The following is a 26,004-nucleotide window of genomic DNA, read 5'->3' on the forward strand; positions in this document are numbered from 1 at the left end:
TGATAAGTACTAAAAAGAATTATTTTTGCATTAATTATAAATTGAATTGAAGAAAGTTATCATTTTTTCATTATTTCTGGCCGGAATTGTGTCTTATGCACAAACAGGAACCAATGTTTATACATTTTTGAATATTCCTGTTTCCGCAAGACAAGCTGCTTTGGGAGGAGATGCAATTACCTTAAGAGATTATGATGTTTCCTTTGCTATAGCCAATCCGGCGTTATTAAATCCTGATTCGGACAAACAGCTTTCAGTGAACGGAGCTGCTTATCTCGCTGATTCAAAATTCGGAACCATTGCCTTTGCTAAAGATCTGGATAACGGACATATGGTTACCGCCAATGCCCGCTATATGAGCTACGGAAGTATTCCGAGAACAGATGAAAGTGGCTTGGAAAATGGCGAATTTACCGCTTCCGATGTAGCCATCGGAGCAGGATATGCCTATCAGTTTGAAGAAGACTGGACTATTGGAGGAGGATTAAACTTTATTACTTCAAAAATTGATAATTATACCTCTTCCGCCATCTCGGGAACAGCCGGAATTACCTATCACAATAAAAAAAATAAAGAAGTCGCTTCCCTGGTTTTACGGAACTTCGGATACCAGCTCAGCTCATTCAATGGGGTAAGAGAAAATCTTCCCTTCCGTATTGATCTGGGATATACCAAAATATTAAAGGCTATTCCTTTGGCTATTACGATTACGGCTCATGATTTACAGAAATTTGATATTTCTTCTGAATATAACGTCAATGGAGATAAAGTAAATGTTGGAAGAAAAATTGCAGATCACTTTTCTCTCGGAGCAGAATTGTTTCCTGAAAAAGGCTTCAATATAAGACTGGGATATAATGTGAAAAGAGGAAATGAACTGGCAGTCGCAGATCAGAGAAACTTTTCCGGTCTTTCCGCAGGATTCGGGATAAAAATTTCAAAATTCCGTTTAGACTATGCCCATGTACGATATCATAATTCCTCCAATGTCAATCAAATAGGGATTTCCGTAGATCTTAGCGGACATCAGTATTAAACTTTTTTCAGCAAATACCCGTGGAATATCTTGATTTATAAAAAAAAATCTGGAAATTTGTATTATGAAAAAACCTGTAATAGCAATTGACGGATATTCCTCTACCGGGAAAAGTTCAATTTCTAAAGTTATTGCTGATAAATTAGGGATTATACACCTTGATACAGGGGCTCTTTACAGAGGGATTACCTGGTATGCACTTGAGAATTGTTCTAATGAAGACGGTAGTATCAATATAGATAAGCTCATTTCCCAACTGAATGAGATTCATCTGGAATTTGTCAATAATGAAGGAGAACTGGTTCTGTATCTCAACAATAAAAATATTTCCAAAGAAATAAGGACGCACGAGGTTTCCGATAATGTAAGCCTTATCGCCAAACAGAAAGAAGTAAGAGCTTATTTATTACAGTCCCAGCGTTCGATAGCGGACAAAGGAGGCGTTATTATGGATGGAAGAGATATCGGAACTGTTGTTTTACCCAATGCCGATTTTAAATTTTTTCTGACCGCCAGTATTGAGGAACGTACCAAAAGAAGATATAAGGAATTATTGGATTTAGGAATTGAAGCGGACGAAAATCAGGTCAAAGAAAACCTTATAGAAAGGGATAAAACTGATAGTGAAAGGGAAATTGCCCCCCTTAAACAGGCAGAGGATGCCATTGTCATAGACAACACTCACCTTACCAAAAGAGAAACGATAGAGAAAATGCTCTCTTACATCTTAAAGATTTAACATTTTTTAATATGTCAAACTCCCTATTTGGTATGTTAATTGTAATATTTTACATGTAAAAACTAATATTTTATTAACTATTAAAAAAGCCGAAAATGTCTAAAAAAGGAAAAAATACAGCAGGTATATTAGCAGGACTTCTAGCAGGTGCAGCAGCAGGTGTAGTATTGGGAATGCTTTATGCTCCTGAAGAAGGTAAAGAAACCAGAAAAAAAATCAAGAGCAAGGCAAATGATCTCAAAGATCAGGCTAAAAATAAGTATGGTGAAGTTTCTGAAAAAGTAAAAGATCAGTATGGCAACATCTCTTCTACCTTTAAGGAAACAGCTAATAACGTAGCTAATACTATGAAAGAAGGCTATGATAAATATAAAGATCAGATCGTTTCTAAAACTACGGACGTAGTAAAGAACGTAGAATCAGAACTCAATGATCTTAAAAAATAAAAATTCAGATAATTAGAAATTATAGAAGGAACTTTGTGCACAAAAGTTCCTTTTTTTGTAACTTTAAAGAAAAACAATGATAGAAACTGTTAAAGAATATGTATCCAAGAGGATCGATCTACTAAAAATAGAAGCCACAGAAAAATCTTCCTTATCAGCAGGTATCGTTACTTATCTTATAGTATTGCTTGTTGCTTTTGCATTTTTCATTGTACTTTTCAATTTTGGAATGGCCTATCTTATAGGTAAAGCTCTGGATAATACCTCGTATGGATTTCTGATTGTTGCTGCATTTTATTTTGTGGTTATGATAATTATAATTATCTTTAAAAATAAGCTGGTGAATGCCGTAGCAGATAATGTCATTAAATTTTTAAACCACTAATTATGGGTAGAAATTACGAGAATTTGGAAGAGTTAAGAAGAAAAAAGAAATTATTAAAAAATGAAATAGATGATTTGGAAGATCTCTTAACTTTTAAAAATACAAAAGAAAGCCTGAGTGCTTTTACCAACGGTCTTACAGATCAGTATTTGCAGGAAAAGGTAGATGAGGACGGAGATGAAAAAGTGGTATTGAGAAAAGATGTTATCGCTAAACAGATTACTTCGGAAGTTAAAGATATTTTCATCAATAAAAGTACTGCAATGGGAATTGCCAACTCTGCATTCAAAGGAGATGCAGTGGAAAGCATGATTAAGCTGGGAGCAACAGCATTCGTAGGAAACTATGTCAAAAAAAATATGACCAGCTCAAGCTGGAAGAAAAAAATGATAGGAGTAGCCATCATCTATTTAGCTCCGATTGCTTTGAAATTCGTCAGAAAAAAACTCGAAGATTATCAGAAAAACAGAAGTGTTTCCAGCCTGGAACAACTTATATAAATTTAAACCGCTATTGAGCGGTTTTTTTATTTCTTATCCGAATACAGCTGTCCTAATATGATTCCTGCTGCCATAGAAACATTCAGGCTTTCCGTAGATTGAGATTTTCCAAACCGTGGAATGCTTATTTTTTGATGAAGCAGCTTTTCCGTTTCTTCCCTCATGCCATTCCCTTCATTTCCCAGAATAAGATTGATTTTTTCAGGTTTCTCAAAGGTGTAAATACTCTCCCCTTCCATATCTGTTCCGATATTTATATTCTGAGTCTTGGAAAGATAATCCACCAGATCACAATATACCATATTTACTCTGGTAAAAGATCCCATACTGGCCTGTATTACCTTTGGATTATAAAAATCCACCGTATCTTCACTGCAGATAATCTGCTCTATACCGAACCAATCGGCCAGCCTAATGATCGTACCCAAATTTCCGGGATCCTGGATTCCGTCCAAGACCAGCTGAATATTCTGATCTTCCAACTGTATTTCCTCCTGTAAGAAACATACGGCAACTGAATCTTTCGGGTTTTTGAGAAAGCTCAGTCTTTTTAACTCATTTTCAGTAATATGAGTGGAAGGAGCATTCAGAAAATTCAATTTTTGAGGATCAATAGAGAATAATTCTTTAATTTTAAAGTTTGAATTGGAAAGTTCACAAATGATTTTATTACCTTCAACCAAAAACAAGTTGTATTTTTGTCTGAACTTCTTTTTATCTAAAGATTGTAAAACTTTTATTGTATGAGCTGTAAGCATTATCAGAAATCTCCTCAAAAATATTATAAAATTATTTCATTTGCAACATTTATTGGGCTCCTTTACGCTTGTAGTACAACTAAAAAAGTGCCGGATGGCGAATATCTGCTTACGAAAAACAATTTTGAATTTGAAGATAAGAAACAGTCATTTGATGAAGAACTGAAAAGCTATGTACAGCAAAAGCCCAATAAAAAACAATTGCTGTTTATGCCATTAAGCCTTTGGTTTTATAATAAGGCTGATCCTAAATATGATACGATCCTCAATGAATATATGACCTACCCTGGTGAAATGAGAAATCAAAAATTAAGAGATTCTCTTTTCATTAAATACAATATGAAAAGCAGTGTAGGAAAGAGTTTGCTTTTAGACAGGCTATACCATAACTGGGGATCTCCACCCGTTATCCTGGATCAGAGCAGAACTGAAAAGAGTGCTGAATCCATTGAAAAAAGAATGGTGTACAGGGGATATTGGGATGCCGAGGTAAAATTTAAACACGCTATTGATTCTGCGGCCAAAAAAGCTGCGGTTACTTACTTTATAACTCATAAAGATCCTACTTATATAAAGGAATACTACTATAATATTCCTGATCCGGGAATTAAAAGTATGTATCAGCAGCACCTTAACAAAAGTCTTATACGATCCGGGCAAATCCTTGACCAGACGGTTTTGGAAAAAGAGGTAAGCCGGATTACAGACCTGATGAGGGAAAAAGGCTATTACAGGTTCAACAGTTCCAATGAAGAAATATTCTTTATCGCCGATTCTCTCAAAAGCAGAAAGCAGATTCCATTAACACTGGAAATCCATAAAGACTCTTTGGATTCCCCGTACAAAGTTGCAACCATCGGAAACATTGATGTAGCGATTGTAGACGAAGCCGGTGATTTTCCTAAAAATACCGTTAAGGATAGCTTAAGAAGGATAAGATTTCATAAAGTGAATGACCAGTACAAAACTTCTTCAATATGGAGAGCGATTACGGTAAGTACAGGTCAGGAATATGACCAGAAAAAGCTGGATCTTACAAAAAGGAACCTTTTATCTATGAATAACTTCAGTATTCTTAAATCAAGAGATTCTTTAAGACGCGGTGGGGAAATAGCACCTAATGACAGTATTATAGATGTTTTATATTTGTTAAAGCCCCTACCCAAATATGAATTGAAATTGGGAACAGATATTAATTATTCCCAAATATTAAACCTGGGGATCTCCCCTTCTGTGGACCTTACCTCAAGAAATGTATTCAGGGGGGCGGAAAACCTTTCTACGAGTCTATCAGGAACTTTTGGTTCCATCAGAAGTACAAAGGATATCAATAAGAGAGTTATGGCTTACGAAATTTCAGCGCAGGCTTCTCTTAATTTCCCACGGCTTCTGCTCCCGTTTGATTACTATAAAATAATTCCGAAGAGATACAGCCCTACTTCCTCTATTGTTTTAGGAACTTCTATTCAAAATAATATCGGATTAGGAAGGATTAACTTTAATACGGGGCTTAATTATCTTGCTACCGTTAATGATAAAATTTCTCACAGGCTTACTTTATTCAATACCCAGCTCAGTTTAACGAGGAACAAAGCTGCTTATTATGATTATTATGTCAATGATGATAATGTAAGACGGGAAATATTTGATGATTATTTTCAGTATAACCCTAGTGCAGAACAGCAGTTCAATGCAGACCAGTTAACTATTGATGAAGTTTCCCAGCAGATCATTAATGACTCAGGATATTATAGCTCTTTAAACCAGCAGGGATTAGACCGGTTAACCGCTTTTACAGGAACATTGGTGAATAAGGACCGGCAAACACAGGATGTTATCATTTCTTCCATGATCTATAATTTTGTGTATAATGAAATCGGTAAAAAGGATTACCCTAATGCCTTTTATTTCAATGGAAAAGTAGAATTGGCGGGAAATATTTTAAGTATTTTCAATCAGAAACGAGATGACGGAGGGGGAATTGTTTCAAGCCCGCAGAGAACGATCTTTGGTATTCCGTATGCTCAGTTTGTGAAATTTGATATTGATGTCAGAAAATATTTCAAATTTAACGGAAACCAGACCTTGGTTCTGCGCCAATTCGTAGGGGTGGGACTTCCTTATGGCAACTCCTCCTCTATGCCTGTAATAAGATCTTATTTTAATGGAGGTTCCAATGATATCAGGGCCTGGGTAGCATTTGGAGGACTGGGACCTGCGGATTCTCAGGTAGACGAAAGAGTCCGTACATATATGACGGAAGATTTGAAATTAACTACCAATATTGAATACAGAATCCCTTTCAATGATATGTATGAAGGAGCTCTCTTTACTGATATAGGGAATACATGGAGCCTTCGTAATTATAATGATGGATATGGAGACGAATTTAAATTCAATAAATTCCTGGGACAGGTCGGAATAGGAAGTGGTTTCGGGATCAGGGTGAATATTGCTTACATCACCTTAAGACTGGATTTTGCTTATAAAATTTATGATCCTAACAAGCCAACCGGACAAAGATGGAGATTTAATGATATCAATCCATTTAAGCCTACGCTGAACCTTGCTTTCGGATATCCGTTCTAATCAGCTGAAATCCCCAACACAAAGTATACTACAGCTATCACACGGGCTAAGACTTCCCGAGACTGATTTCTGTAGTAGCTTTCAGGTTTGTTGACGTCCTGTGCATCAAATCCCAGGGCATTCATATCGTTATTTCTGGCAAAAAATAAAGCCCTCAGATTATGAAACCCCTGTGATACGATGATCACATTATCCTTCTTATAAACATCTTTGCACCTTAAGATGCTTTTGTATGTATTGAAGCCTTTAGGATCTTCGAGGATAATTTCTTCCGGCACTCCTTCCTGATAAACCAAATAGTTTTTCATTGCGGCGGGTTCATTATAGCCTTTACTCTTTTCACCGCTTACTATTATCTTTTTGATTTTCCCATGATGGTAGAGTAAGGCTGTGGCATCCATTCTCTTTGTAAAATACGGATTGGCCAAGCCCGATCTCATGCGGGGTGATGTTCCCAATACAAGGGCTACTTCGCGGGGAGGAATTTTTGAAATTTTAGTATAGGTTCTTCCGTTCGTCAGGGCAAAAACCCAGGCATTGGCGAGACATATCAATAAGATTCCAATCTCTATTGATATAAAACAGAAGTTCAATATGTTTTTAACAATTCTCAAGTAAGATCAAAGTTAAGCTTTATTTTTTTACTCTTTGCAATAGACATGCATGCTAAGATCTTTCCCTGATGCTCCTCTTTTTCCGTTAAATATTCATTTTCCAACAGTTCCACTTCCCCTTCTTCAAGGTAACATTCACAACTTCCGCATATTCCGGATTTGCAGGAATAAGGAACAGGAAATTTCTGAATAAGCAGCTGCTGAAGAACTTTATCTTTATTATCGGGAAGAACGGTTTGGTACTCTTTACCGAACATTTTAAATTCCACCTCTACATTTTCAATCAAGGGAAATTCTTTTTCAATAGGATAAATATCATTATTGTATTCCTCGAACAGTTCAAAATGAATGTTTTTCTTAGGAATACCATGATGATAGCACGCATTGGCCAAGGTTTTAATCATATCCCCTTTTCCGCATATCAAAACTTCATCCACGGCATCCCAGATGGTAGACTCTTCATCGGTATCATCAAGATGCAGAATCTGGTTGATAATCAAAGCCAGCTTTTTTTCATCCAGACGTCCGTAGAAAAACTGATCCGAAGTTTTTTCCTGAGAATAAAAGTAGAATATCTGTAACCTATCACCACATTTTCTGGCAAGATTGTCTAATGCTTCACGGTAGATAACATCTTCTGAACTTTTATTTCCGTAGAACAAAAAGATCCTTGTTCTATGCTCATTATGGAGAAGATCTTTTATATGACTTAAAACCGGAGTAATTCCGATACCTCCTGCAAAGGCTATAATGGTTCTGAATTCACTGGGTTTGGAAACAAGCGTAAATCTCCCGCTAGGTTCACTGACAAGCAATTCATCACCTACTTCATAATTTTTATATAACTCAGAGGTTGCTCCGTCCGGAGAGTTTACTTTTATTCCCAGCGCAATTTTATTCTCATAAGGAGCTGAAGTCATTGAATAATCATTGATAATTTCTTCCCCTTTTGCTTTGAATTTTATACTTACAAACTGCCCTGCCTTAAATTTAAAATGAGACTTTATTTCCGCGGGAATCTCAAATTCCAGGCAGAAAGTATTTTTGGTCAGTTCTTCCTTTTTCGCTATTTTTAGCCGGTGAAACTTTATAAGTTTACCTTTATAGATTTGTTGTTCCATAACTTCATATCAAAAATATAAAAAATAATTATGAAGAATATAATTTTATCCATGCTTTTCGTCATTACGCTCACCAGCTGTAAGAAAGAAAATGCCAATAAAAATAATGATACCGCGATTACAGATTCCACTTCCACTTCGGAAACTGCTGGAAATGAAGACACTGCTGTATTTGCTAATGAAGTTTCCCCTGAAAATATTAATCAGTATTTAGGAAAAGATAATGATACCCTTTATATAACCAATTTTTTTGCTACATGGTGTGGTCCCTGCCTGAGAGAGATTCCTCATTTTAAAAATAAAATGAAAGAACTAAAAGGAAAACCTGTAAAGTTCACCTTTGTAAGTCTGGATGACAAATCAGAATGGGATTCGTCCGTTAAAAAATTTGGTGAAGAAAATGAATTGACCGGCCATATTGTTTTACTTGACGGAAAAAAGATCCAACCTGATTTCTTTCCCACTCATTTCAAACAATGGGACGGCGGCTCTATTCCTTTTACGTATATGAAAAAAGGAAAACAAACCGATGAATTTGTAGGTATGATGACAGAGGAAGTTCTGGATTCTAAAATTAATTCTTTTCTAAAATAAAATTCAGATCTTATCTGAACAAGAATGTCAAAGAAATTTAAAATCCTATGTTTACTTTTGTTGATAGCAATTGTTTTAAGTGCCGTCATCAATCTGAACACAGGATTTTTGTATTTAAGCTTTCAGGACTTTTGGGGAATCTCAGAGAATAATCAGATTGCAGAGATCAGAATTAACCGGGTTCTGGTAATGTTGCTGGCCGGAGTTTCCATTCCCACTTCTGGATTTTTACTTCAGGAATATTTTCAAAATCCTTTAGCCGGTCCGGATATTTTAGGGATAACATCCGTAGCCAGCCTATCGGTTGCATTTTATATATTTTTTTCTCACGACCTTGTTCTTCCTGAGTTCCTGCAGAATAGCTTTCTTAGCCTTGCTGCCATACTTGGAAGCTTATTCTTAATGCTGGTTTTATTGTCGGTGTCCGGTAAATTTCAGGATAAATCTTATCTTATTATTTTTGGATTTCTGGTTTCCGCCTTTGCAGGAGCCATTGTTTCGTTACTTCAGTTCTATGCAGAAAATCAAAGCCTTAAAAACTATATTCTCTGGTCTTTCGGAGCCAATAATATGGTAACCCGAAATCAGATCATAGTATTGGCTGTCTTTGTATTAGCTGGATTAATGGTATGTTTTAGAACCATCAAACCTCTTATAGGAAATTCGTTGGGAAGTTCATATGCCAAAAGCCTGGGGGTCAATTTACACTATCTCAAACTTTTGGTAATTGTTTCATCTTCCCTACTTTCAGCTACTATAACAGCTTTTTTAGGACCTATCTTATTTATTGGGATTATCGTTCCTCATTTTTGCCGTCTGATTCATAACCCTTCCCAGCTATGGCAGCAATGGATTTTAAATATGCTGTTGGGAATGTTGATGATGGTTTTATTTTCGATAGTTGCGGAGAAAACCCAGATTCCTATTAATGTAATAAGCTCCGTATTTGGAATTCCGGTTATTTTAATGATGCTTTTAAAACAGAATAAAATATAAAAATGCACCTACACATCAAACAAGCCGATATCGGTTATCATACCAACCTTATTTCAAAGGCGGAAGCCGGTCTGAATTTAGGGGAAGTATGTCTGCTGATAGGCAATAACGGTGTCGGTAAAACTACCTTAATAAAATCTATTCTGAACCAGATCCCTTTATTAAAAGGACAAATATCAATCCATCAAAAAAACATAACTTCTTTTTCCGTTAAGGAAACAGCCGAAAATATTGCCGTTGTTTTTTCCAAATCCGTCATTCCTCAGAATTATACCGTAGAAGATCTTATATCATTAGGAAAATATATTTATTATCCTTTCTACTTTGAATTAAAAAAAGAAGACCGCCAGGAAGTCTCCGGGATTATAAAAGAACTTAATTTACTCCAATACAAAGATACACTTCTTAAAAACCTCTCCGACGGTAATCTCCAAAAAGCTTTTATTGGAAGGGCTTTAGCCCAAAATTCTCCTGTAATCATACTAGATGAGCCTACTACCCACCTCGATGAGGAAAATAAGATCATCATCCTGAAAACCCTCCGCAGGCTGGCCAAAGAGCAAAACAAGCTCATTCTCTTCTCTTCACATGACTGGAGACTGGCTAAGGAATTTGCGGATAAGATGTGGTATATAAAAGAAGGCCGGCTTTATTCCGGAATCGTTGAAGACATTCTGATACAGCATAGGGAGCTAACGGAAATATCCTTATTTGAAGTCAACCGGAAATTTATTCCTCCTATGATCACAGCTCCTTCTCTTCATAAGGAAATGCTGTATTCTTTGCTGCAAAAAAACTTTCAAAAAGACCTTTCATCCCTGCATTTTGAATTTCACAATGAATTCTGGTTAATATCCGGTACCAATGAAGCGTATAAATACGAATCATTTGAAGAAATATTAAATTTCATTCAAAACCTTCATTAATACACAAATATCTTTATTTATTCCACATGTTATGCATGCATAGTATTATGCTTGTCATATCTTTTAAACTCTTTGTTTCCAGTTAATTAACAAAATTTAACCAATATAAATACTATGCATGCATAATATTTTATTATATTTGGTAAAAACCATTGAAAAAAATAAGATGATGGACAATAAAGAAAAAATCGAAAATGTGGATCTCATTTTAAAACAGACCTGGCTCGCTGTTTCTAAAATGTATTCAGAGCTGGCGCAGGAGCACGACTCAACTGCTGTGCAGGCCCTTACCCTTCTTAAAATTGATCCGAAAGAAGGAACAAGAAGTACCAATCTGGGGCCTAAAATGGCGATAGAACCCACTTCTTTAACACGGATCATTAAGCTTTTAGAAGACAACGGTTATATCTACAAAGAAAAGACCACTACGGACAAAAGAGAAGTTATTATAAAACTTACAGATAAAGGACTGAATTCACGAAATCTTTCTAAAGAAGTAGTTGTGAATTTCAATAAGAAAGTTATGGAAAGAATTCCTCTCGAAAAGATGGAGGTATTCAAAGACGTAATGCATGAAATAATGAAAATTGCCAACGATTTAAACAACCGAAAATAAATTAAAATGAAAAGAAGAATCAAACATGTAACGGTTCTCGGTTCAGGAATAATGGGAAGCGGTATTGCAGCTCACTTTGCCAATATTGGCGTTGAAGTTTTGCTGTTGGATATTGTTCCGTTTGAATTAACTGAAGCTGAACAAAAAAAAGGTTTGACCAAAGAAGATAAAGCAGTAAGAAACAGAATCGCTGCCGAAAACTTTGAAAAACTGAAAAAAGCAAGTCCTGCACTGCTCTATTCACCAAAATTTGCAGACAGAATTAAAGTAGGAAACTTTGACGACGATTTACAAAAAATAAAAAATACTGATTGGATTATCGAAGTAGTAGTTGAAAGACTGGACATCAAAAAATCAGTATATGAAAAGATAGAACAGTTCAGAAAACCGGGAACTTTAATTTCTTCTAATACATCCGGTATTCCTATTCATTTATTAACAGAAGGCAGAAGTGACGATTTCAAAAAATATTTTGCAGGTACGCACTTCTTCAACCCTGTAAGATATCTTCCTCTTTTAGAAATTATTCCGACTCAGGATACAGATCCTGAAATTGTAGATTTCTACATGAATTATGGAGCTAAATTCTTAGGAAAAACAACGGTTCTTGCCAAAGATACTCCAGCCTTTATCGCTAACAGAATCGGAGTCTTTTCCATGATGGATCTTCTTCATAACGTGAAGAAATTAGGACTTACCGTTTCCGAAGTGGATAAACTGACAGGTCCGGTAATAGGACGTCCTAAATCAGCTACTTTCAGAACTGCTGATGTGGTAGGATTAGATACATTGGTGATGGTGGCTAACGGAGTTCGTCAGAGCGGTGCCGAAGCCAACAATTTCAATAATGTATTTGAGCTTCCGGATTATATCCAGACCATGATGGATAATAAATGGCTGGGTTCCAAAACCAACCAGGGATTCTATAAGAAAGTTAAAAATGCAGAAGGAAAATCCGAAATTCACGGACTGAACCTGGATACACTTGATTATGAGCTTCAGGGTAAAGCTTCCTTCCCTACCCTCGAATTAACGAAATCTATTGATAAACCGATTGACAGATTTAAAGTTTTAATCGGAGGAAAAGACAAAGCGGGAGAATTATACAGAAAATCATTCGGGGCTTTGTTTGCCTATGTTTCTCATAAAGTTCCTGAAATTTCAGATGAAGTCTATAAAATCGATGATGCGATGAGAGCCGGTTTCGGATGGGAAAACGGACCGTTTGAGATCTGGGATGCCATAGGAGTTCAGAAAGGAATTGAACTGGCCAAAGATGCAGGATATGAAGTTTCAGACTGGGTTAAAAACGTGGAAACTTTCTATAAAGTAAATGAAGAAGGCCAAAGTATATTCTTTGATAAAAATTCAGGGAACTACAATAATATTCCAGGACAGGATGCCTTTATTATCCTTGATAATATCAGAAAAAATAAAACCCTCTGGAGCAATTCGGGTTCTGCCATTGAAGACCTTGGAGATGGTATCATCAACTTTGAGATCCGTTCAAAAATGAACTCTTTAGGAGGAGAAGTCCTTGACGGATTAAACAGAGCTATCGACTTAACCGAAAAAGAATACGACGGACTGGTTGTAGGAAATCAGGGATCTAATTTCTCTGTGGGCGCCAATTTAGCAATGATCCTAATGATGGCTATCGAGCAGGATTGGGATGATTTGAATATGGCTATCGCTTACTTCCAGAAATCCATGATGAGAGTTCGTTACTCATCTGTTCCTGTAGTAGTAGCACCTCACGGAATGACGCTGGGAGGAGGCTGTGAAATGACCATGCATGCAGACCGGGTGGTAGCAGCAGCAGAAACCTACATCGGACTGGTAGAAACCGGAGTGGGTGTAATTCCTGGTGGTGGGGGTACTAAAGAATTGACCCTAAGAACTTCCAGAGAATTTCATAAAGACGATGTAAAAAACAACAGGCTCCGTGATGCTTTCATGAATATTGCCATGGGTAAAGTGGCGACATCTGCCTACGAAGCCTATGATATGGGAATCCTTGAAAAAGGTAAAGATATCGTTTCCGTAAGCAAAAACAGACAGATTGCAGAAGCCAAAAAAGTGGCTAAACTTTTAGCGGAACAAGGATATACCCAACCTATTGAACAGAGAGTAAAAGTTTTAGGTAAAGACGCATTAGGAATGTTCTACGTAGGAACAGACCAGATGTTAACAGGAAATTATATTTCTGAGCATGATAAGAAAATCGCTGATAAATTAGCCTATGTAATGGTCGGAGGAAACCTTTCCGAAGAAACAGTAGTTACAGAGCAGTATTTATTAAACCTTGAAAGAGAAACCTTCTTATCCCTTTGCGGAGAAAGAAAAACATTGGAGAGAATTCAGTACATGCTACAGAATGGAAAGCCATTGAGGAATTAATTTGTATAATGTCGGTTGTATAATTTAAAAAGTATTGACAATGCATAATTTTAGAGAATTGGAAGTTTGGAAAAAATCAATGGAGCTTTGTAAACACTATTATCTTATTTCTAAAAAATTTCCTCAGGATGAATTATTCGGATTGACGTCCCAGTCACGAAGAAGTCTCTATTCTATCCCCTCAAATATTGCAGAAGGAGCAGGAAGAGATACTGCCCCTCATTTTGTCAATTTTTAAACATTGCATTAGGATCCTCTTTCGAATTTGAGACACAAGTAATTATTGCCAATAATTTGAATTTCATGAAGGAAGATGATTTTAATTTACTAATGAACGACATCAGACATATTCAAAATATGATAATTAAATTAAAACAAAATTATTCCAAATAAACATCGTACACTGTACATTTTACTTTGTACATAATACATTTTACAAAAATGAAGACAGCATATATAATAAAAGGTTACAGAACTGCCGTTGGTAAAGCGCCAAAAGGAAGTTTAAGGTTTACAAGACCTGATGTAATGGCTGCTACAGTTATCGAAAAGCTGATGGCAGATGTTCCGCAACTGGACAAAAACAGAATTGATGACCTTATCGTAGGAAATGCAATGCCAGAAGCTGAACAAGGATTGAATGTAGCACGTTTAATATCTCTTATGGGGCTCAACACGGATAAAGTTCCGGGAGTTACCGTAAACAGGTATTGTGCTTCGGGAAGTGAGGCTATAGCCATTGCTTCTGCAAAAATTCAGGCAGGAATGGCAGACTGTATCATCGCAGGAGGTACGGAAAGTATGTCTTTCATCCCTATGGGTGGGTATAAGCCTGTTCCTGAGACCGATATCGCAAAAACAAACCCTGATTATTATTGGGGAATGGGATATACGGCTGAAGAAGTAGCTAAACAATATAATATCAGCAGAGAAGAACAGGACCAGTTTGCTTTTGAATCCCATATGAAAGCCTTAAAAGCTAATCAGGAAGGAAGATTTGCCAACCAGATTGTCCCTGTTCCGGTAGAATACACTTTCCTGGATGAAAATCAGAAGATTCAGACCAAGAAATTTGATTTCACTGTAGATGAAGGACCAAGAAAAGACACAAGTATTGAAGGATTAAGTAAGCTGAGACCCGTATTTGCCAATGGAGGGAGCGTAACTGCAGGAAATTCATCACAGATGAGTGATGGTGCCGCATTTGTAATCGTAATGAGTGAGGAAATGGTGAAGGAATTAGGATTGGAGCCGGAAGCAAGATTGGTATCTTATGCAGCAGCAGGACTTGAACCTAGAATTATGGGAATGGGTCCCGTATACGCTATTCCAAAAGCACTGAAGCAGGCAGGTCTGGAACTTAAGGATATTGATTTAATTGAACTGAATGAAGCCTTTGCCTCTCAATCAGTTGCTATTAAAAAAGAATTAGACCTTAATCCTGAAATCCTGAATGTAAATGGTGGTGCCATTGCTTTGGGTCACCCACTTGGATGCACAGGAACAAAACTTACGGTTCAGCTTCTGGATGAAATGAGAAAACGGGGTAATAAATATGGAATGGTTACTATGTGCGTAGGAACAGGACAGGGAGCAGCAAGTATTTTTGAATTACTTTAAAAATGTACTCGCAGAAAGTACAGCATTACAAATCATAAATAAAAAAAATATATATGGCTACATTAAAGGGTGGAGAGTTTTTAATTAAAGAAACTCCTGCAAGTGAAATTTTTAGTATTGAAGAACTGAATGAAGAGCAAAAAATGCTTCGTGATTCAGCCAAAGAATTTATAGATAGAGAAGTGGTTCCCCAAAAGGAACGTTTTGAAAAGAAAGATTATGCATTAACGGAAGAAACAATGCGTAAGCTTGGTGAAATGGGAATGCTTGGAATTTCTGTTCCGGAAGAATACGGAGGTTTAGGAATGGGGTTCGTAACTACGATGTTAGCTTGTGATTACCTTTCCGGAGCTACCGGTTCATTAGCAACAGCTTATGGAGCTCATACCGGAATCGGAACATTACCTATCGTTCTGTATGGTACAGAAGAACAAAAGAAAAAATACCTACCTGATTTAGCAACAGGAACTAAGTTCGGAGCTTACTGCCTTACAGAGCCGGATGCAGGATCTGACGCCAACTCGGGAAAAACAAGGGCTAAATTATCAGAAGACGGAAAACACTATATCATTAACGGACAAAAAATGTGGATCTCCAATGCAGGTTTTGCAGATACGTTTACTTTGTTCGCTAAAATAGATGACGATAAAAATATCACAGGATTTGTGATCAATCGTTCTGAGCTTGAAAATCCTGAAAGTCTTACTTTTGGGGAAGAAGAGCATAAATTAGGGATCCGTGCTTCCTCTACCCGTCAGGTTTTCTTTAATGATATGAAAATTCCTGTTGAAAATCTTTTAGGAGAAAGAAATAACGGTTTCAAAATCGCCTTGAATGCACTTAATGTGGGACGTATTAAACTGGCAGCAGCATGTCTGGATGCACAGAGAAGAATTGCCAACCACTCTATCCAGTATGCCAATGAAAGAAAGCAGTTTGGAGTTTCTATCTCCACATTCGGAGCTATCAGAAAAAAGATTGCGGAAATGACTACCGGAATTTTTGTAAGTGAAGCAGGATCTTACAGAGCGGCTAAAGATGTTCAGGATAAAATAGATGAACTGGTAGCCGGAGGTTTAGACCACCAGGCTGCGGAATTGAAAGGTGTTGAAGAATTTGCAGTAGAATGTTCTATTCTTAAAGTATTTGTTTCCGATTTAGCTCAGCATACCGCTGATGAAGGAATTCAGGTATACGGAGGAATGGGCTTCTCTGAAGATACTCCAATGGAATCCGCATGGAGAGATTCAAGAATTTCCAGGATATATGAGGGAACTAATGAGATCAACAGATTATTATCGGTAGGTATGCTTATTAAGAGAGCCATGAAAGGTGAACTGGACTTATTATCTCCTGCAATGGCTATCAGTAAAGAATTAATGGGTATTCCTTCTTTTGAAACTCCTGATTATTCTGAATTTATGAGTGAGGAAAAAGCAATTATTGCCAACCTTAAAAAAGTATTTTTAATGGTTTCCGGAGCTGCCCTTCAGAAATACATGACTGAGATTGAAAAGCAGCAGCACTTATTGCTGAATGCTTCAGAAATCCTGAACCAGATTTATATGGCAGAATCTACGGTTCTGAGAGTGGAGAAACACTTCAGCCCTGATTCCGTTGAAGCAGCAATGGCTCAGCTTAATCTTTATAAAGCGGTAGAAAAAATCATCGTTGCGGCGAAAGAGGGAATTGTGTCCTTTGCAGAAGGTGATGAGCAGAGAATGATGCTTTCAGGATTAAGAAGATTCACGAAATATACCAATCATCCTAATGTAGTTGCATTAACTGAAAAGATTGCAGCACATTATATTGATAAAGGTTCTTATTAATAAACCTTCAAACATAAATTTGACAAGTGCCCCCATCCGGGGCATTTTTTTTTAAGATAAAATGATTAATTTTAATAAAAATTTCCTCATGAAAATAATATTATTGAGCCTTTTTTGTCTCTCATCCATGGCTTGGGCACAAAAGAAAGACAGCTTACGTTTTAAAAAGCATGATACTATCAAGACGAAAATGCATAAAAACCTGAATGAAAACAGAGCAGGAAATATGGAAAAAATGCCTGTTGCCAAACCTAAAGATTCCATTTATTCAGGACTCAAAGAACCCAAAAAGAAACATCCCGAATACAAAATAATGAATGCGACGCCTCCGGAAAAGCCAAAAGAAAAATAACCTCATTCCCGGACTCATGGAATAAAAATCCGGAAATATTAAAATATATTTAAAATAACCCATTCAAAATGTTCCAAAAATCGGGGACATTTTTTTATTTTTGCGCTTATTTTTCCTAACGGGATGACAAAAGAAGAACTACTCAATAAAGCGATAAAGATTGCCGATAAGGCACACAAAGGTCAAACAGATAAGTATCATGCTCCTTATATTGCCCATGTAATGCGTGTAATGGGATATGGTAAAACTATTGATGAGAAGATCGTAGGCGTATTACATGATGTGGTGGAAGATCACCCTTCTGAATTCAGTCTGGCTTATTTAAGGCAGGAAGGCTTTCCGGAATATATCATTTTTGCCATCAGCTGCCTGACCAAATTTGATCCCGATGAAGATTATGATGATTTCATAAAAAGAACGGAACGCTCCCCTCTTGCCGTAGCTGTAAAACTGAATGACCTCCGTGATAATATGGACCTCAGAAGAGTCAACAGAGAACTTACCCCTAAGGATATTAAGAGATTTAACAAGTATTTAAAGGCTTACCGCTATTTGATTGAGAAGTATTAATCCGCGCCCGGGAAATCGTAGCTTTTGCTATGATGGTCCGTACCATCAATATTAATATTCAGAGCCAGGTAGATGAAATGATAATTCTTATTTCCGGAAGCTTCAAACTCACGCTGCCATAAGTACCCTGTAGCAATCCCGAAGTTTTCGTCGATCTGATATCCGAATCCGCCATATACCCTGTTTCGGGCAAATGTAGGCTTCATAGGAGTCACAAAGAATACTTCATCATAGGCATTCGCAAAGACTGTTCCCGGCTCTACCTTTTTAGCATTTAAAGGAACGGTAATGTTCAGGCGGTAGCGGAAACGGTTTCTTGTAGAATGGGTATCTGTTTTAGGCTCATAAAACCAGCTCTGTTCGGCACGAAAGCGGTTTTCGAATTTTACAATTCCTTTTTTAACGTCTATAACGTCCTGAAGCCAAATTCTGAATTCCTCTTTACCTAACCGCTTGTCCTTATAAGTTACATATCTTCCTAATCCTATGAAAGGCTTATGGTTTTTTGTAAGGTTATACCCTATTCCCCCTTTAATTTCATAATAATCAGGGTAAGTGTAATCTTCGATGGCACGTAGCTGACCTTCTGCATAAAGGAAAAATTTAGGATGAACTTTATAAGTTAAGGTGAGGGAATTAAAACCTGCAATGTGATCTTGTGCATAAGAGAAGACAATACAGAATAATAAACCGAAACTAAAAAAAATCCGCATGAAAAAAATTTCTGCAAAATTACGGTTATTCTGCTGAAGCCCAATGTTAAGATTAGTTAATATTAATAGTATAAGAAAACCCTATATGAAACCATCTTTGGGGCATCATTACACCAAAAGCCTCCGTATAGTGAGTATTTGTGAGATTGTTAACAAGAACATAAAATGTAAAATCTTTTTGCTTAAAACTTATTTTTTCATCCAGCAAATTATAGCTTCCCAAGTTCAAACGGTCATTATACCGGTAGACCAGCTCATTCGTGAAATGGTTTAAAAAACGTGTTTCCAGCTTGGCAATAAACTGATGCTTCAAATTATCCAGCACATAGCGTGATACAAATTCACCGGACTGCTTAAAGGAATTATCTAGATAAGTATATCCCAATGAATATTTAAGCCAGTGGATCAATTGATGGTTCCACTCTATTTCAATCCCTTTGGTTTCTATTTTTCCTACGTTCTGGGCATACCATATCGGGTCTTCCAGAGAATGTTTCGTCCAGTCAATGGCATTATCAGAATTTCTCAAAAATCCGCTTACCTTGGCCAGAAGGTTTTTATTTTGGTATTGATAACCAATCTCCGTATAGACCGCATCTTCAGGTACAAGGTTAACGTTGCCCTGTTCTGTTTTACTTGAATAATATAAATCTGTAAAAGTAGGAACCCTGTGTACTTTGGCAATATTTCCATATACCTTATGATGGGAATTGAAATGATAACCTACATCTAATCCCGGATAGAAGAAATTGCCTTCATTAGAATAATTAGCCCAGGAGATTCCCGGAGAAATGGTAAGCTTTTTATCCAGTAAAGAAAAATGATGCTCGAAGAAAACCTGTGACACAAAACGCTCCCGGTCCCCGAGATTATTGCTTGCCAAAAATTCTTTTCTCAACTCCACTCCTATTCCTGTAATTCCCAGTCTCCAAGTATAGCTGGAATTCACTTCACCGCCTATATTATTTCCGATATGCATGTTCCTGTAAATTTCAGGCTTGTTTCTTACATATTCATACATATCCTGTCCTCTTCTCCAGTACATATTGGAATTGAGCCTGAGCTTCCCGAATGTTTGCTGATAAGCCATGCTCACAATAGAAGCCTGAGTCTCTTCATACTGATCTTTAGCAGCCGGAGATGAATAAAATCCGTTTGCCCCGAATTTCTTTTCTGAAAATCCCGCCTGAAAATGAATATTTCCATCTTTTATATTGAGCTTACCTTGATAGAAAACATTCCGGATCTCATAATCCGTATTGTACATATATCCCTGTGAGCTGTTTGAGTTGGCCTGAAGTGACTGTGAAAACTTGTCATTCCCTATCTGAGCGTTGATCCCTAAACCATACGATTCATAATCTCCACCTTCCGCACTGATCTTTACTCTTTTTCCGGGGTTAACCCTGGTAATAATATTGATGGCACCCGCATAGGCATTTTGTCCGAACCTTCTTGCCGCAGGACCTTTGATCACTTCAATTCTTTCAACGTCTTCAAGATCTACCGGTACATTCATTGAATTATGTCCGGTTTGTGAATCGTTCATACGTATTCCATTAAGTAACAGCAATACCTGCTCAAATGAACTTCCCCGAAATCCTATATCACTCTGAACTCCATTGGCTCCCCTTCTTCTTATATCCATTCCGGGAATCTGCTGAAGAATCTCGTCGATACTTTTCGCTGGAGAATTTATAATTTCCTTCCTGGTAATAATAGTTATATTTTGATTGGCACTTTTATAAGGGGTCGAAATTATTTTACCCTGAATCTCAATAGTTTCCAAATCATCTGTTTTTTCCTGTGCCTGAAAAGAGATCAGAAAACTCAGGAAAAATATACTTCCTATTTTTTTTACCATACAGTAATTATTTTATACTTTTTTTAGGGTTTCAAATGTAATGGAGAAATTTAAAACTAGAAAATGATTAATATCATGAATAAAAAAAGATGCAGGGTTTTCTGCATCTTTTTTTGGGAAGTAATTTCTTATCTTTTTCTCATTAAATGTGTAACAAGATCTCTGAATAACTTTCTCATTTCTACATTACATATTTATGAATACAATTTTAAAAAAAATTAAAATATAAAACAATAGCAAAAATCATAAATCGCAAAAATTTATAAACCAGCTCTACAAGTCTTCTTGACCCTTATAACCTCATTCTGTATTTTCTATTATTTTTTGCTGTACACCTTGGAATTTTTATTGATAATTTATATCTCATCTCCTATGTAATACTCCGTATAAATTCGTAATTTTGTTAGTCTTAATTTTACTATGGCTTTGACTACAGATATAGATATAAAAAAACAGGTTTTTGTAAAGAATGCACACCTTAACAACCTGAAACACATTGATGTACTAATTCCTAAAAATAAACTTATCGTTATTACGGGAGTGTCCGGAAGCGGGAAATCATCTCTGGCTTTCGACACTATTTATGCGGAGGGACAAAGACGGTATGTAGAGAGCCTTAGCTCTTACGCACGCCAGTTTTTAGGAAAATTGGAGAAACCCAAGGTGGATGATATTAAAGGATTGGCTCCTTCTATTGCCATACAACAGAAAGTCATATCCTCCAATCCGCGGTCTACGGTCGGTACTTCCACTGAAATTTATGATTATCTTAAACTTTTATTTGCCAGGATCGGAAAGACCTATTCTCCTGTTTCCGGTGAAGAAGTAAAAAAAGATTCGGTATCCGACGTTGTAGATTTCATTAAAGAGTCTGAAAAAGATGCTTCTTTCCTTTTAACATCTCCTTTGGAATATGATTCCGCTAACTTTGGTGAAACGCTGAATGTTTTAAAGTTAGCCGGATTTACCCGCCTTGAAATTAACGGAAACGTGGCAGGAATTGAAGACCTGGAAAGTTTTGGATTCACTCCCGAAAAAGGAATGGTTATCAACCTCGTTATTGACCGTTTTTCTTACGAAGAAGATGAAAATTTTCTTCAAAGGCTGGCAGATTCCATACAGATGGCCTTCTATGAAGGAAGAGGTTACTGCTCACTTAAAAACGTTGAAACCGGAAAGATCCGTGAGTTTTCCAATAAATTTGAACTTGACGGAATTGAGTTTTTAGAGCCTAATGTTCATTTTTTCAGCTTTAATAATCCTTATGGAGCATGCCCAACCTGTGAAGGGTATGGTAAAGTGATCGGAATAGATGAAGACCTTGTAGTGCCTAATAAAGCGTTGTCCGTTTATGAAGATGCCGTAGCTTCCTGGAGAGGGGAAAGCATGAGCGAATGGAAAAAATCCTTTATTAAAAAAGCCGGGGACTTTCCTATTCATAAACCTTATCACCAACTGAACAAAGAGCAGAGAAATTTTCTTTGGAAAGGTGACGGAAAAAGCAGTTTCCCTTCCATCAATAATTTCTTCAAAATGCTTGAAGAAAATCTTTACAAGATCCAATACCGTGTTATGCTCTCCCGGTACAGAGGTAAAACCCTTTGCCCGACGTGCGAAGGACTCAGATTAAGAGAGGAAACCTGCTGGGTGAAAATCGACGGACACAACATACAATCACTTATTGAGCTGCCACTGGATGAGCTTTTTCCTTTAATCAAAGGCTTACAGTTATCTCAATATGATCAGGATGTCGCGAAAAGGCTTCTTTATGAAATTACAACTCGTTTAGAGTTTTTATTAAAGGTCGGATTAGGATATCTGACATTAAACCGGACATCCAATACCCTCTCCGGGGGAGAAAGTCAAAGAATTAATCTCGCCACCAGCTTAGGAAGTTCGCTGGTAGGATCCATTTATATTTTGGATGAGCCTTCCATAGGACTGCATTCGAGGGACACTGAAAATTTAATTGAAGTTTTAAAAAACCTTCGGGACCTGGGAAATACAGTTATTGTAGTGGAACATGATGAAGATGTGATGAAAGCTGCAGATTATATTATTGATATAGGTCCTGAAGCTGGATATCTCGGTGGAGAACTGGTTTTTGCCGGAGATTATAAGCATTTGAAAGATGCCGATACATTGACTTCAAAGTATCTGACGGGTAGATTAAAGATTGAAGTTCCGGAAAAGCGCAGAAAGCCTAAAGAGTGGATATATATTAAAGGAGCAAGACAAAATAACCTGAAGAATATTGATGTAGACGTACCTCTGGAAAGCTTAGTGGTTATTTCCGGTATCTCAGGAAGCGGTAAATCTACCTTAATGAAAGAAGTTCTTACGAATGATATTCAGATCCAATTGGGAATGGGTGGAAAAAAGGGAGAATATGATTCAGTAGAGTTTCCTAAAAAACTGATCAAAAATATAGAGCTTATTGATCAGAACCCTATTGGAAAATCATCACGTTCCAACCCTGTAACCTATTTAAAGGCCTATGATGATATACGGGATCTTTTTGCAAAGCAGAAAGTAGCCAAAATGATGGGTTATAAGCCAAAGCATTTTTCATTCAACGTGGACGGAGGAAGATGTGATGAGTGTAAAGGTGAAGGCGTAATTAACGTTTCCATGCAGTTTATGGCCGATATAGAACTTGAATGTGAAGTATGTAAAGGCACCCGGTTTAAGCAGGAAATACTGGAAGTAAAATTTGATGAAAAGAATATCTCCGACATTTTACATATGACGGTAGATGAAGCCTTGGAATTCTTTACTGAAAATAAGGAAGATAAAATCGTAACAAAATTAAAACCTTTACAGGAAGTAGGTTTAGGATATCTTCAGCTGGGTCAAAGCTCTTCTACCCTTTCCGGTGGTGAGGCGCAACGTGTGAAGCTTGCCTCTTTTCTAGTAAAAGGAGTTACTACCGATAAAACCCTTTTTATTTTTGATGAACCTTCTACGGGATTACATTTCCATGATATTCAAAAATTATTAAAGTCTTTACAGGCACTGATCGATTTGGGACATTCCGTAATAGTTATTGAACACCAGCCGGATATCATTAAGTCCGCTGATTATATTATCGACATCGGTCCGGAAGCTGGAAAACATGGTGGCGAAGTAGTCTTTACCGGAACTCCGGAAGATCTGGCCAAAAATAAGAAGTCCCATACAGCAAAATACATTAAAGAAAAGCTGGAAGAATAATACAATGGAGGGTTTATCAACCCTCTATTTTTTATAAATAAAATTCAATCGAAAAGTGTAGGATGGACTTATCCACAGAAAAATGTGGAAAACTTGTTAACTTTAACATTTAATTCATATTTTGTATTAAATTATTTCCTACATTTACTATGTATTTATAAACAAAGTGGAAACAATTTTTGCTTTTTTCAGTTTTGAAGTCGCAATTAAATTTGAAATAAAAATTTAAGCACAGCATTGTCGGCTGTGCTTTTTATTGTTGTCTAATTAAAAAAATGAGATGTTTTATCTACTGAATCCGTTCCTAAAGAGCGGATTCTTTCATGTAAGCCTTTATTATTTTCCAATTAATTAATAAATTTGGGAATTATTTTTCCGGCCCCATAGTTCAATGGATAGAATAGAAGTTTCCTAAACTTTAGATCCAGGTTCGATCCCTGGTGGGGCTACAATTCAACTTTATTTAAAAGGGATTAACAACCATCCACCCCCAAAAGTACCCCCAAAACATTAAATCAGCTTCAACTTTGTAATAGAATTTAAAATTAATTTCGTGGAATATCATTGATGGTAATGCATGTATTTGATGATAGGAAATTACATTGAAGATAAAACAAAGTTGGGAAAATAAAAATACCTTATTTTACTCCATTTACAATAAAACCATATTATAAAAATTTTCACTTAGTATTACGGGAATCCGTAATTTTTAATCTATTAATTTTCACATATTTGGGATATAATAAATTTGTATTATATTTAACACAAAAAAAACTAACAAACATGAGGAAAAAAATTATTCCCTGGTTATTCCTCGTAGCCATATCTTTATTTACATTTCATTCCTGTAGCTCAGAAGATGACTATATTAAAAGTCAAGATGAAAAATACACCTCTAACAAGTTTCAGGTATTTTCTGAACAAGGCGGAAGAACGGTAGATTATGCAGACGGTTTTAAAACCCTGATGGAAAGATACGACAGCCTTTATAGTGTCAGCTATACGGCAAAGACTATGAAAAGGTCTTTTAGTAAATCGGAAACCATCTCAGACGGGTATATAGAATTTAATATTCGATCTCAGGAATTTACCACGGATAAAGGAGAAAAGTATGTTCTTTTTCCTTTAATTAAGAATTATCATGTTTCAGGTATAATGGTTGCTGCTTTAAAAGATGAAGAAACTTTTGTAGAATTTTACGAAATGTCTTCTGATGAAAAGAATTATTCTAAAATCTTAAGTTTATTTACAACACAATATCTGAAAAGTACAGTAAATAACAGTTTAAATAAATATGCATGCGGTTTTCCGGGTTATCCTGCCTGCGACATTGATACGATCATTATCTCCGTTCCAAAATCCGGAGGAAACGGCAATGGTCTGCCATCAGGTGGAAGCGGAGGGACATCAGGAGGTTGTTCCATTTATGAAAACTGTATGGATGGCAATCTTGATGGAGGAGGTGGCGGTCTGCCGGAACTCAATATTAACCCTTGTTTAAAAATGAAATCCATCGGAAAAAATGATACTACAAAATCTTTAATGTCCAATCTAAAAACTAAAACAGGAGAAAGTTCAGAGTATGGATATATACTTACTAAAAATGGAATTGATATAAATGGTAGTCTTATACAAGGAGCAACAGGATCTGCTGGTATAGATTTTAATGTGAATACTCCTGTAAATGGATTTATACATAGTCATTATACAGGATTACTATCCATATTCTCTGTTTCCGATATATTTGCAATTGCCGAACTTTATAAACAAGGATTAATAGCAGATATGAATAGTTTCATTATTGGAGTCGTAACAGCTTCTGGTACTCAATATATGATAATAATAGATGATCCCATAAAGTTTGGAGCTTTTGCTGCAAATTTATTTGAAGGAAATGTATTTGATGAAGTAATGTTGAATGCTTATGAGCATGTATATAACATTTATGGAATTGATCCAAATAATACATCTGCTGGAAATGAAAAATCATTTTACAACTATTTAAATGCCAATAATACCGGTTTAGCAATTTTGAAAGGAGATAATAATATGCAAAACTGGGGGTTATTAACGAAAGATTCTAACGGAAATATTATAACACAAAACTGTCCTTAAAACTTAAA

22 protein-coding genes, 1 tRNA gene and 1 pseudogene are annotated in these 26,004 nt (G+C 36.4%); 19 read left to right on the forward strand and 5 right to left on the reverse strand.

Going from position 1 to position 26,004, the window contains the following annotated elements; all coding sequences use genetic code 11:
* The first annotated feature begins 46 nt into the window (after positions 1-46).
* The 5 genes from porQ to ABJ974_RS08440 all read left to right on the forward strand — a co-directional run bounded on the left by porQ (position 47) and on the right by ABJ974_RS08440 (position 3,106).
* A complete protein-coding gene (gene porQ / locus ABJ974_RS08420) occupies positions 47-1,036 on the forward strand; it encodes a type IX secretion system protein PorQ (protein WP_419867800.1) in 990 nt (329 codons plus the stop codon).
* A gap of 64 nt (positions 1,037-1,100) precedes the next feature.
* Entirely contained in the window at positions 1,101-1,775 is a 675-nt protein-coding gene (gene cmk, locus ABJ974_RS08425; RefSeq protein WP_419867801.1) for a (d)CMP kinase, read from the forward strand.
* Between the two features lie 95 nt (positions 1,776-1,870).
* Positions 1,871-2,221 carry a YtxH domain-containing protein gene (locus ABJ974_RS08430; protein ID WP_419867802.1) on the forward strand — a complete coding sequence of 117 codons (351 nt, stop codon included), beginning with the start codon at positions 1,871-1,873 and terminating at the stop codon, positions 2,219-2,221.
* A gap of 76 nt (positions 2,222-2,297) precedes the next feature.
* On the forward strand, positions 2,298-2,606 hold the full coding sequence (locus ABJ974_RS08435) for a phage holin family protein (protein WP_419867803.1): 309 nt from the start codon (positions 2,298-2,300) through the stop codon (positions 2,604-2,606).
* Between the two features lie 2 nt (positions 2,607-2,608).
* Positions 2,609-3,106 (forward strand): phosphoribosyl-ATP pyrophosphatase, encoded by a 498-nt coding sequence (locus ABJ974_RS08440; protein WP_419867804.1) that lies wholly within the window; start codon positions 2,609-2,611, stop codon positions 3,104-3,106.
* 26 nt (positions 3,107-3,132) lie between these two features.
* Here ABJ974_RS08440 and ABJ974_RS08445 read toward each other — a convergent pair whose 3' ends face one another.
* Complete coding sequence (locus ABJ974_RS08445) at positions 3,133-3,864, reverse strand: TrmH family RNA methyltransferase (RefSeq protein WP_419867805.1); 732 nt, start codon at positions 3,862-3,864, stop codon at positions 3,133-3,135.
* Between ABJ974_RS08445 and tamL the strand changes: the two genes are divergently transcribed.
* A complete protein-coding gene (gene tamL, locus ABJ974_RS08450; RefSeq protein ID WP_419867806.1) occupies positions 3,850-6,453 on the forward strand; it encodes a translocation and assembly module lipoprotein TamL in 2,604 nt (867 codons plus the stop codon). The two genes, ABJ974_RS08445 and tamL, sit on opposite strands and share 15 nt — an antisense overlap.
* Here the strand turns inward: tamL and ABJ974_RS08455 are convergent.
* On the reverse strand, positions 6,450-7,046 hold the full coding sequence (locus tag ABJ974_RS08455) for a SanA/YdcF family protein (RefSeq protein ID WP_419867807.1): 597 nt from the start codon (positions 7,044-7,046) through the stop codon (positions 6,450-6,452). The genes tamL and ABJ974_RS08455 overlap by 4 nt on opposite strands.
* A gap of 17 nt (positions 7,047-7,063) precedes the next feature.
* Positions 7,064-8,188, reverse strand: coding sequence for a 2Fe-2S iron-sulfur cluster-binding protein (locus ABJ974_RS08460; protein WP_419867808.1), 1,125 nt, complete (start codon positions 8,186-8,188; stop codon positions 7,064-7,066).
* 30 nt (positions 8,189-8,218) lie between these two features.
* Here ABJ974_RS08460 and ABJ974_RS08465 point away from each other — a divergent pair, with 30 nt between their 5' ends.
* The 10 genes and pseudogenes from ABJ974_RS08465 (at position 8,219) to ABJ974_RS08510 (ending at position 18,091) form a co-directional block, all read left to right on the forward strand.
* Positions 8,219-8,782, forward strand: a complete 564-nt coding sequence (locus ABJ974_RS08465) for a TlpA family protein disulfide reductase (RefSeq protein WP_419867809.1) — start codon at positions 8,219-8,221, stop codon at positions 8,780-8,782.
* A gap of 24 nt (positions 8,783-8,806) precedes the next feature.
* Positions 8,807-9,778, forward strand: coding sequence for a FecCD family ABC transporter permease (locus ABJ974_RS08470; RefSeq protein ID WP_419867810.1), 972 nt, complete (start codon positions 8,807-8,809; stop codon positions 9,776-9,778).
* Positions 9,779-9,780: 2 nt separating this feature from the next.
* Positions 9,781-10,704, forward strand: coding sequence for an ABC transporter ATP-binding protein (locus ABJ974_RS08475; RefSeq protein ID WP_419867811.1), 924 nt, complete (start codon positions 9,781-9,783; stop codon positions 10,702-10,704).
* Between the two features lie 166 nt (positions 10,705-10,870).
* A complete protein-coding gene (locus ABJ974_RS08480) occupies positions 10,871-11,320 on the forward strand; it encodes a MarR family winged helix-turn-helix transcriptional regulator (protein WP_419870958.1) in 450 nt (149 codons plus the stop codon).
* Between the two features lie 6 nt (positions 11,321-11,326).
* Positions 11,327-13,720, forward strand: a complete 2,394-nt coding sequence (locus tag ABJ974_RS08485; protein WP_419867812.1) for a 3-hydroxyacyl-CoA dehydrogenase/enoyl-CoA hydratase family protein — start codon at positions 11,327-11,329, stop codon at positions 13,718-13,720.
* Positions 13,721-13,799: 79 nt separating this feature from the next.
* Positions 13,800-14,113 (forward strand): annotated as a pseudogene (locus ABJ974_RS08490) (four helix bundle protein).
* Between the two features lie 48 nt (positions 14,114-14,161).
* Entirely contained in the window at positions 14,162-15,340 is a 1,179-nt protein-coding gene (locus ABJ974_RS08495) for a thiolase family protein (protein ID WP_419867813.1), read from the forward strand.
* Between the two features lie 53 nt (positions 15,341-15,393).
* Positions 15,394-17,169, forward strand: coding sequence for an acyl-CoA dehydrogenase family protein (locus tag ABJ974_RS08500; RefSeq protein ID WP_419867814.1), 1,776 nt, complete (start codon positions 15,394-15,396; stop codon positions 17,167-17,169).
* Between the two features lie 88 nt (positions 17,170-17,257).
* The gene (locus ABJ974_RS08505; RefSeq protein ID WP_419867815.1) at positions 17,258-17,521 is read left to right on the forward strand and encodes a hypothetical protein; all 264 of its coding nucleotides are present in this window, start codon (positions 17,258-17,260) and stop codon (positions 17,519-17,521) included.
* 123 nt (positions 17,522-17,644) lie between these two features.
* Positions 17,645-18,091, forward strand: coding sequence for a phosphohydrolase (locus tag ABJ974_RS08510; protein ID WP_419867816.1), 447 nt, complete (start codon positions 17,645-17,647; stop codon positions 18,089-18,091).
* Here ABJ974_RS08510 and ABJ974_RS08515 read toward each other — a convergent pair.
* Together ABJ974_RS08515 and ABJ974_RS08520 are read right to left on the reverse strand one after the other, a co-directional pair.
* Positions 18,088-18,804, reverse strand: a complete 717-nt coding sequence (locus tag ABJ974_RS08515) for a DUF2490 domain-containing protein (RefSeq protein ID WP_419867817.1) — start codon at positions 18,802-18,804, stop codon at positions 18,088-18,090. The two genes, ABJ974_RS08510 and ABJ974_RS08515, sit on opposite strands and share 4 nt — an antisense overlap.
* A 52-nt stretch (positions 18,805-18,856) precedes the next feature.
* Positions 18,857-20,668: a TonB-dependent receptor plug domain-containing protein gene (locus ABJ974_RS08520; RefSeq protein WP_419867818.1), complete on the reverse strand. Its 1,812-nt coding sequence runs from the start codon at positions 20,666-20,668 to the stop codon at positions 18,857-18,859.
* A 420-nt stretch (positions 20,669-21,088) separates the two neighbouring features.
* On the opposite strand from ABJ974_RS08520, the gene uvrA reads away from it, so the two are divergent.
* The 3 genes from uvrA (at position 21,089) to ABJ974_RS08535 (ending at position 25,996) form a co-directional block, all read left to right on the forward strand.
* On the forward strand, positions 21,089-23,881 hold the full coding sequence (gene uvrA / locus ABJ974_RS08525; protein ID WP_419867819.1) for an excinuclease ABC subunit UvrA: 2,793 nt from the start codon (positions 21,089-21,091) through the stop codon (positions 23,879-23,881).
* A gap of 377 nt (positions 23,882-24,258) precedes the next feature.
* A tRNA-Arg gene (locus ABJ974_RS08530) sits at positions 24,259-24,330 on the forward strand.
* A gap of 334 nt (positions 24,331-24,664) precedes the next feature.
* Positions 24,665-25,996: a hypothetical protein gene (locus ABJ974_RS08535; RefSeq protein ID WP_419867820.1), complete on the forward strand. Its 1,332-nt coding sequence runs from the start codon at positions 24,665-24,667 to the stop codon at positions 25,994-25,996.
* Positions 25,997-26,004: the final 8 nt, after the last annotated feature.

The organism is Chryseobacterium sp. CT-SW4 (assembly GCF_048572715.1).
GTDB lineage: Bacteria > Bacteroidota > Bacteroidia > Flavobacteriales > Weeksellaceae > Chryseobacterium.